A 343-nucleotide genomic window follows, 5' to 3' on the forward strand; every position below is an offset into this window, starting at 1 on the left:
TGTAGTCATTTAGAAATGATTTCTTGTTTTCTTAAAACAGAAATAAAGGTTTTGATTGCACATTCTACTTCTTTTTTAGAAGCACATTTATTCTTGTTTGCATTGGCGAGTTTTTGAAAGTTTTCCGCTTCTTTTCCTTTTAACGTGGGTGTTTTTGAAATCGCTGTTGCCATTTTACCTTCTCCTATAAAAAAGTTACTTTAAATATTTATTTAATTTTCTTATCGGTTAGTTTCATTGCTTACTATATTATACCAGATTTTAATAATATCTTCAAGGTTTTTTCAAAAAAGATAATGAAATATTCCCTGACCAAAAATTTATTACCCTTATTGTCTTAATG

The 343-nt window shown here is 27.1% G+C and carries 1 protein-coding gene; it reads right to left on the reverse strand.

What is annotated here, in order from left to right; genetic code table 11:
• Positions 1-5 precede the first annotated feature (5 nt).
• The gene (locus COZ07_RS07425) at positions 6-173 is read right to left on the reverse strand and encodes a hypothetical protein (protein ID WP_406607938.1); all 168 of its coding nucleotides are present in this window, start codon (positions 171-173) and stop codon (positions 6-8) included.
• Between the last annotated feature and the right edge of the window lie 170 nt (positions 174-343).

The organism is Candidatus Infernicultor aquiphilus, assembly GCF_002784285.1.
Classification (GTDB): Bacteria; Atribacterota; Phoenicimicrobiia; order Phoenicimicrobiales; family Phoenicimicrobiaceae; genus Infernicultor; species Infernicultor aquiphilus.

Coding starts and splice junctions, on each gene's coding strand:
- COZ07_RS07425 (WP_406607938.1), bottom strand. CDS start 173: ATGGCAACAGCGATTTCAAAAACACCCACGTTAAAAGGAAAAGAAGCG.